Origin of the sequence: Streptomyces sp. NPDC005899, from assembly GCF_040629645.1 — a bacterium.
In the GTDB taxonomy this organism is placed as follows: Bacteria; Actinomycetota; Actinomycetes; order Streptomycetales; family Streptomycetaceae; genus Streptomyces.
Window position 1 is genome coordinate 1 of record NZ_JBEXWB010000328.1, and the last position, 7,156, is coordinate 7,156.

The following is a 7,156-nucleotide window of genomic DNA, read 5'->3' on the forward strand; positions in this document are numbered from 1 at the left end:
TCCGAATAATCCTTCATCGCCATCGGCGGTCTTCTCGCTTCCTCCGGATCAAGCAGATCCAGTATCAGCGTGTCCACCACTCAGGGGGAGGCCCCATGTCCTGTCGTCGATGGACAAGGCCCGTGCGGGGCCGGGCTGATGGGCCGGGTTGGCGGGCCTGCGTAAAGCGAGGGCAGCTCTATCACTCGTCCGGGCGATGTCCGGGCTGTGGGCGTGTTTGCGAGCCTGGACGGTCGGTTCACTGTCCGGGTCCAGTTGGAAACAATCTTTGAGAGAGCGCTCGATGCGGCGGCTACAACGGCATCCTCGGTGCCCCGGGCCAAGACGGCGGCGACGGGTACATCGTGACCACCTGGGACCATGCCTCGCCCTGATACACGATCACTAGACTGATCATCTTGGCCGCCACGATAAGCGGCCCCAGCGAATGGAGTACGGAATGCTTCTCCCCGGTGTTGGCCACCTCGCCGGTACGGTATCTGGCCTCATCAGCGCGATCCTCGGCAGCATCCTCTGACGGAGGCGGCACAGGCGCCTGCCGGTGAGTGCGGCGTGCCTCTGACGATCCGGTCAGGGCAGTGACGTCTCCTCTCGACGGGGTGCCAGGCTCCGCCTGGCACCCCGTCCCGTGTTACGCACGGCGAACCAAAGCCAACGACCGAGCCCTCACCGAGGTCGTGCTGCGCACCTACCGACGCATGGGCGTCGATCCGCTCTGGCTCCACCGCGGGCACTGCGAAGTCGCCAAGCTCGGCGCGGGCCTCGCCCCGCTCACCGACTGGATGGCCACCCGACGGCTCGACGCAACGATCCTCTCCGACCAGGGCGCCGCCCTGTGACCGGCCCGTACAAGCCGCCGCGAAGCCCCGCGGCTGGGGCGAGGAACTGCGCCGCCGCCAGCACAACGCGGGCATGTCCAACTGGGAGCTCGCCGACCTCCTCGGCGTCCACGAACACGACATCCCCCTGGACCACCTGCCCAACCAACCTCTGCACGTCGTCCTCGAACTCGCCCGGCGCCTCGACCTCCATCCTGCCGACCTCACCCCGTACGCCGCCGAGGTCTACAACCACCCCCTCCACTTCGACGCCCAGTTCCCGACCGATCCCGCCCCCGGCACCGACACGGACGCCATCGCCCTGCTCAACGCCCTCGCCCACGCCGGCCGCCCGCTCACCGCCGACTTCCTCGCCGAGTCCCTCGGCTGGAACCTCGACCGCGTCTCTGACGCCGTCGAACGCTCCTGGACCTACCCCCACCTCGCCCGGCCGTACGCCCTGCGGCGAACCGCCCCCGCGCACTTCACCCTCAGCCCAAGCCTGGACGTCCTCACCGAACGGCAGATGAACTGGTTCTACCCCGCCAACCACTCCGAGCCGTGGCGCAAGCCGCGAGATGCGCACTACCCGCCGCTCCAGCGCGACGTCCTCAGCGACCAGGACGCGGCCGTGCTGTTCCAGGCGTTCTACGGAGCCGTCTCCACCGATCCCGAGGAGCCGACGTCGGCCACCGTCGCGGGCCTGCTCGACGCCGGACTCCTGGCCCGGGCCGACGACGGCACCGCCGTCCTGGCCGACGTCCGGCACAGCGCTCCGCCTCACCGACGCCGACGACGTCAGCACCTACTGACACACCTCATGGCAGAACCACTGACATCCAGTGGCAGACTCCGCTGACGTCTCAATGGCAGACAACAACCGCAACACAGCGTTCCGGAAGCAAGATCCGCCAACTACTGCACTCATCCGCCAAGTAACAATCTCGGTCGCAGCCTCTTCCGGGCCGTTCAGTTCTCTCCATCCGAACAATCGAAACGGGTTAAAAAACGGGTTAAAAGTCAGGGTAAACAGTGTTAGGGTGAGGGACGAAAGGAGATCCACATGGCATCCGAGGAAGAGCTGTTCGCGAACATCGACGCGCTGCTGGAGGAGGAGCCTCAGCTCCCGCCCCCGGCGGAGCGCGCCCGCCTTCGCGAGGCCGCCGGCATCACCCAGGCCCGCCTCGCGACCGCGCTGAAGTCGACCGTGCAGACGGTCAAGAACTACGAGAACGGCCGCTCCGAGCCGAAGTCGCCGCGCCTGGAGGCGTACCAGCGGCTCCTCAAGGGCTGGGCAGCGAAGTACCCCACCCACCCCGCCCCGGCCCCGGTCGTCGCGCCGCAGCCGCAGGTGCCCGAGACGTTCACCCACGTGCCCACCGTTGAGCAGGATGAGGCTGAGCCGGACATCGGCACCGCAGTGAAGCCGGTTCAAGAACGTCCCGTGGTCCGTCCGGCGACGTCGTCCCGGCGCCCGGCGGCGAAGAAGGCCGCCGCGCCCGCCGTCGACCCGCGCTTCCCGCACGGCCCGCTGGCCGTCCTGGACGGTGACGGCTCCGCGTACGCGGTGGGCGGCGTCGTGCTGGACTGCCCGGCGACCACCGTGCCCGAGCTGGTGGAGTGGACGCTGCGCGAGTCCCGTCTCGGTGCGCCGAAGCTCAACCGGTACGGCAAGGACTCCGACCCGCTGATCGTGCTCACCGCGGCCGCCGCCGTGAAGCTCGGGCTGCCCGAGCGCCTGGAGGGCCACGAGCAGCGCCGCTCCCTGCGCCTCCCGGAGGACCACCCGGTCGTCAAGCAGGTCGCGAAGGCCAAGTGGCAGCTGACGCAGCGCGGGTTCGGGCCGTGGGCGCGGATCTACCGCAAGGCGCAGGGCCGCGACCGGCAGTGCGTGCAGCTGGCGATCCTGTCCTGGGACGCCCTCGATGAGCGGTCCTGGCCCGGCGTCGCGGAGATGGAGCCGGCCGACATCGCCCGCGTCCTCGGGGTGTACGCCCAGCGGGTCATCACCCCGCGGGGCTCCACCGCCGTCTCCGGCCTGGAGCTGATGACGGCGCTGCGCCCGCCGACCAAGGCCGTGCAGGACCCGGAGACCGGGAACTGGGTGTCCGGCTACAACGCGGGTTCGCTGGGCACGGAGCCGATGGACCCGGCGCCGCCGGAGGCCACGCCGGAGCACCCCGTTGTCGTCAGCAGCGGCTGGACGGGCGGGTTCCTGAACGAGGAGGCGTACCAGTGGGTGCGGCCGGTTCAGACGCTGTCCGATGAGGAGTGCACGCTGCCGTTCGCGGTCGGCCTCGACCTCAACACGGCGTTCCTCGCCGCCGCGGCCCGCCTGGTCGTCGGCCTCAGCGCCCCGGACCACTTCCACGCCCCGAAGTTCAACCCGAAGATCCCCGGAAGCTGGCTGGCGGACCTGTCCCACATCGAGCTGGACCCGCGCCTGCCCAGCCCGTTCACGCCGGACGGCTCCCGTCCGACCGGCCCGGCCTGGTACCAGACGCACACCCTGGCCTACGCCCAGGAGCTCGGGCACGACGTGCACCCGATCGAGGCGTACCTGCGCCGCGAGACCGGCGCCTACCTCGACCCGTGGCACGACCGCCTCAAGAACGCCTACGTCGACACCCTCGCCGACATGGGCGTCACCAAGGACCTGGACGACGCGGCGTTCCTCGCCGCGATGGCACAGCACAAGCAGAACGACCCGGCCCTGGCCGCCGTCCTGTCCGCCATCAAGGCCACCGTCAAGGGCGGCGTCGGCAAGCTCCGCGAGCGCCCCCAGGGCAAGCACTACAAGGAGGGCGAGACGTGGCCGGCCCTCGCCCGGCCGACGTGGCGCCCCGACATCCGGGCCGCCGTCATCAGCAAGGCCCGGGTCAACATGCACCGCAAGCTCAACAACATGGCGAAGATGACCAGGCTCTACCCGCTCGCCGTGCTCTCCGACTGCGTCGTCTACCCGAGCCCGGGTGAGAGCCCGCTCGACTTCCTCCCCTACGCCGCCTCGGGCAAGCCGCAGCCCGGCGGGTTCCGCCTCGGGCCCACGCCCGGCCTGGCGAAGCTGGAGGGCGTCCAGTCGATGCTGTGGGCGGTCGACCTGATGGAGAAGGGCCTGAACCCGGCTCGCCACATCAAGGGCGGCGACGCCGTCCTGGACGAAGGGGAGTAGGGCCGTGGGGGAGATCGAGGACGCGATCGAGCGAGCCGACCGCGAGGCGTTCACCAAGGACCCGCCCAAGACGTTGAAGGGCCAGATCGGGTTCCTGCTCAAGCAGTTCGGCAGCGCGAAGGCCGTCGCCCAGGAGCTCGGTGTCACCGCCGACTCCGTGAACCGCTACCGGCGCGGCGCCCGCAAGCACGCCCGCGCCGACGTCGCCGCGAAGATCGACGACATGGTAAAGGTCCGCTGGCAGCCGCTGGTGCGCAAGCGCCGGCAGAAGCAGGCCGCCGCCTCGGGCGGCATCACGGTGGAGACCCGGGCCCGGTTCGGGTACTCCGCCGCCGTCGGCACGACCGACGACGGCCGCTTCCGCAGGCTCACCGTGCACCTCCCCGCGGCGTACGCGCAGCGCCTCTTCGACGCCCGCGACACGGGGGCCAGCGACCAGGAGATGCGTGGAATCATCGCCGAAGGGTTTAAAGAAGTGTATTTCCAGGACGGCGGGGGTCGCGCTATGGGACTGTCGGACGTGGAAATCAACGACATCGACTACCTCGATCTGGACTACTGAATAGGAGCGGAAAGTATGACCACGCAATTCCCGCCTGAGCCGAAGCACGACAGTTGTCACAAAGGCAGGTTGTTGTCACATCACATCAGCGTTCGACTGGTGCAGGGTGCCTGAGCGGATGGCCCCGCTGTCGGCAACCACGCCTGGTTTTCGTGGCGAACTTTGGCGCGTCATGCATGGGCCTTGCCGGTGGGACCTGTTGCCGAGGGCAGTGATCGCCAGGGTGCGTCCGGACCGCGCTGGCTTCGGCACGCCCATCGTTTCTACGGTTGGGCGACTGTCGGCCCGCGTCGATGGAGACGTGACCGCTGGGAGTGCCGGCCGCTTGTGATCGCCGCGCGGGAGACCAACGCGCCGGACAGGGTGACCTGTATGTCCAGGGCGGTCTTCTCTCTGTCCGGGGTTGCCGCTAGTGTCGTCTTCTGCCCGATCCGCTCTTCGAGCTCGATCCCTCGAGCTCGGCACTCAATGTTTCTGCCGGCGCTGGAGCCGACGCCGAGGCGGGCTTCGATTCCGCCGTGTCCGCGTCATCATGGACGACTCCTGGCGGCGGGGGTGGCGCCCGTGACAGGCGTCGTACTCCCGGTCCGTCCCACCGCGCAGCGGAAGGTTCGCCGTGATACCGCGGCACTGGTTTCGTCGCCCCGCACCGGATTTCCGCCGTACCGCCGGGAAGTCGCGCAGAACCGTACCGGTTCGGGAGGGCGCCGCTTCCTACCGTTCAGCCCTGCGGACCCCGGGCGCGGCGGCCTTCTTCCTGGCAGCGGCTCCCGCCCGGGTCGGGGTGGCCATGACCGGCCTCGGCATCGTCTGGCTGGTGCATGCCGAGACCGGGTCCTTCGGGGTGGCCGGCCTGGTCACGGGCTCGTTCGCCGTGGCGGAGACCCTGGTGGGTCCGCAGATGGCTCGTCTGATGGACCGTTTTGGACAGCCGCGCGTCCTGGTCCCCCTCCTGTGCGCCCACGCCGTAGCGGTCACCGTCCTGGTCGCGCTGACTCTGGCGGGGGCGCCCGCGGTGCCGCTGATGGCGGTCGGCCTCGCTGCCGGGGCGACCATCCCGCAGTTCGGTGCGCTCTCGGCGGCCCGCTGGTCGGTCCTGTTGCACGGCAGGGCCGAACTCACCCCGGCCCTCGCACTCGAAACGGCCAGCAACGAGATCGCTTTCCTCCTCGGTCCCGCCCTCGCGGTGCTGACGGCAACCCAGGTGCACCCGGCCGCAGGTACGGTGCTGTCCGGGGCGCTCGTCGTCGGCGCCGGGCTGGCCTTCGCCGCGCTGCGTCGTACGGCCCCGGCGCCCGCCACGACACCCGCCCCGGATCTTAGGGACGTCCGGGGCCCGGGGACTCTGTGGACCCGGAGCTTCGCCACCCTGCTGGCGGTCAATCTGGCCCTGGGTGTCTTCTTCGGCTCGATGCAGGTCTCGGTGAGCGCCTTCGCCGATGTTCACCACGCCGCCGCGGCAGCCGGATTGCTGTACGGACTGATGAGCGGGGCAAGCCTGCCGGCCGGCCTGGCCTACGGGCGACGCCTCTGGAACATCCCGCCCTCGGCTCAGCTGCCCCTGATCCTGACCTTCCTGGCCTGCGCATCGCTGCTACCGCTCCTGGCCAATGCCCCCTGGCAGCTCGGGCTTGCCCTCCTGCTTCCGGGTGCGGGTGTCGCTCCGTGCATCGTCGTCTCCTCAAGGCTTGTCGAGTCGGTCGTGGACCGGTCGGTCCTGACCCAGGCCTTTACCTGGACGAACTCCGCGAGCGCGGCCGGCATCGCTGTCTCTGCCGCCGTGGTCGGCCGAATCGTCGACGGCCCGGGCGGCACCCGTGCCGGCTTCGCCGTCCCCCTCCTCGTCCTGACCGCAGCCGCAGCTCTGACCTGGTCCAGCCGTCACGTCCTCACTGCGGACACTACGACATCCGAACAGCCCCCTGACCGGCGCGAATGAGCACTTGCGACATTTGACGCCGGAAGGTCGTCCTCTCAACTCCTGACGGCCTCTGCGATCTGCTGGGCGACCTGGGCGGGTGTGAGGTGTGTGGTGTCGATGACCTCGGCGTCGGCGTGCAGCCACATGCGAGCCGCCTCGGCGTAGGGCTCGAGGTACGCGAGGCGGAACGGGGAGTCGGGGCCGAGAACGGTGTCGCCCGCGATACGTCCGCGGAGGGTGTCCTGGTCGGCGTGAAGGACGAAGTGCCGGACCGGTATGGCGTGCTGGGCGAGGCCCGAGCTGATCTCGCGCCAGTACTGCTCGACCAGGACGGTCATGGGCATCACCAGAGTGCCGCCGGTGTAGTCGAGGACGCGTCGGGCGGTCTCGACCACGAGGGGACGTCACGGCGGCCAGTGCTGGAAATTGTCCGTCTCGGGCAGCCCTGGCGTGATGTCCATGAGCGTCTCGCCGACCTTCTCGGCGTCGAACACCCGCGAGTCCGGGATCAGCTGCTGGACGAGCGCACTGGTCGTCGTCTTGCCTGCGCCATGGGTGCCGTTGAGCCATACGATCATGACCTTGACGCTAGGGCCTGTCTTCAAAGGCTGTCGCTGGGGCATCATGTGGCGCATGGTGCGGCGACATGAGCTCTCGGACGAAGAGTGGGACGTTCTATCGGG

General features: G+C 69.4%; 5 protein-coding genes and 1 pseudogene. 5 read left to right on the plus strand and 1 reads right to left on the minus strand.

The genetic code is table 11. The annotated features are described in order from the left end of the window. Positions 1-578 precede the first annotated feature (578 nt). From ABZ371_RS26550 to ABZ371_RS26570, 5 genes are all read left to right on the plus strand, one after another. Positions 579-839, plus strand: coding sequence for a hypothetical protein (locus ABZ371_RS26550; RefSeq protein WP_358684052.1), 261 nt, complete (start codon positions 579-581; stop codon positions 837-839). A 73-nt stretch (positions 840-912) separates the two neighbouring features. Continuing rightward, complete coding sequence (locus tag ABZ371_RS26555; RefSeq protein ID WP_358684054.1) at positions 913-1,677, plus strand: hypothetical protein; 765 nt, start codon at positions 913-915, stop codon at positions 1,675-1,677. A 204-nt stretch (positions 1,678-1,881) separates the two neighbouring features. Continuing rightward, the gene (locus tag ABZ371_RS26560; RefSeq protein WP_358684056.1) at positions 1,882-3,990 is read left to right on the plus strand and encodes a helix-turn-helix transcriptional regulator; all 2,109 of its coding nucleotides are present in this window, start codon (positions 1,882-1,884) and stop codon (positions 3,988-3,990) included. Between the two features lie 4 nt (positions 3,991-3,994). After that, on the plus strand, positions 3,995-4,552 hold the full coding sequence (locus ABZ371_RS26565) for an XRE family transcriptional regulator (protein WP_358684058.1): 558 nt from the start codon (positions 3,995-3,997) through the stop codon (positions 4,550-4,552). A 757-nt stretch (positions 4,553-5,309) separates the two neighbouring features. Next, positions 5,310-6,491 carry an MFS transporter gene (locus ABZ371_RS26570; RefSeq protein ID WP_358684060.1) on the plus strand — a complete coding sequence of 394 codons (1,182 nt, stop codon included), beginning with the start codon at positions 5,310-5,312 and terminating at the stop codon, positions 6,489-6,491. A gap of 35 nt (positions 6,492-6,526) precedes the next feature. Here the strand turns inward: ABZ371_RS26570 and ABZ371_RS26575 are convergent. After that, positions 6,527-7,051, minus strand: a pseudogene (locus ABZ371_RS26575) (ATP-binding protein). Between the last annotated feature and the right edge of the window lie 105 nt (positions 7,052-7,156).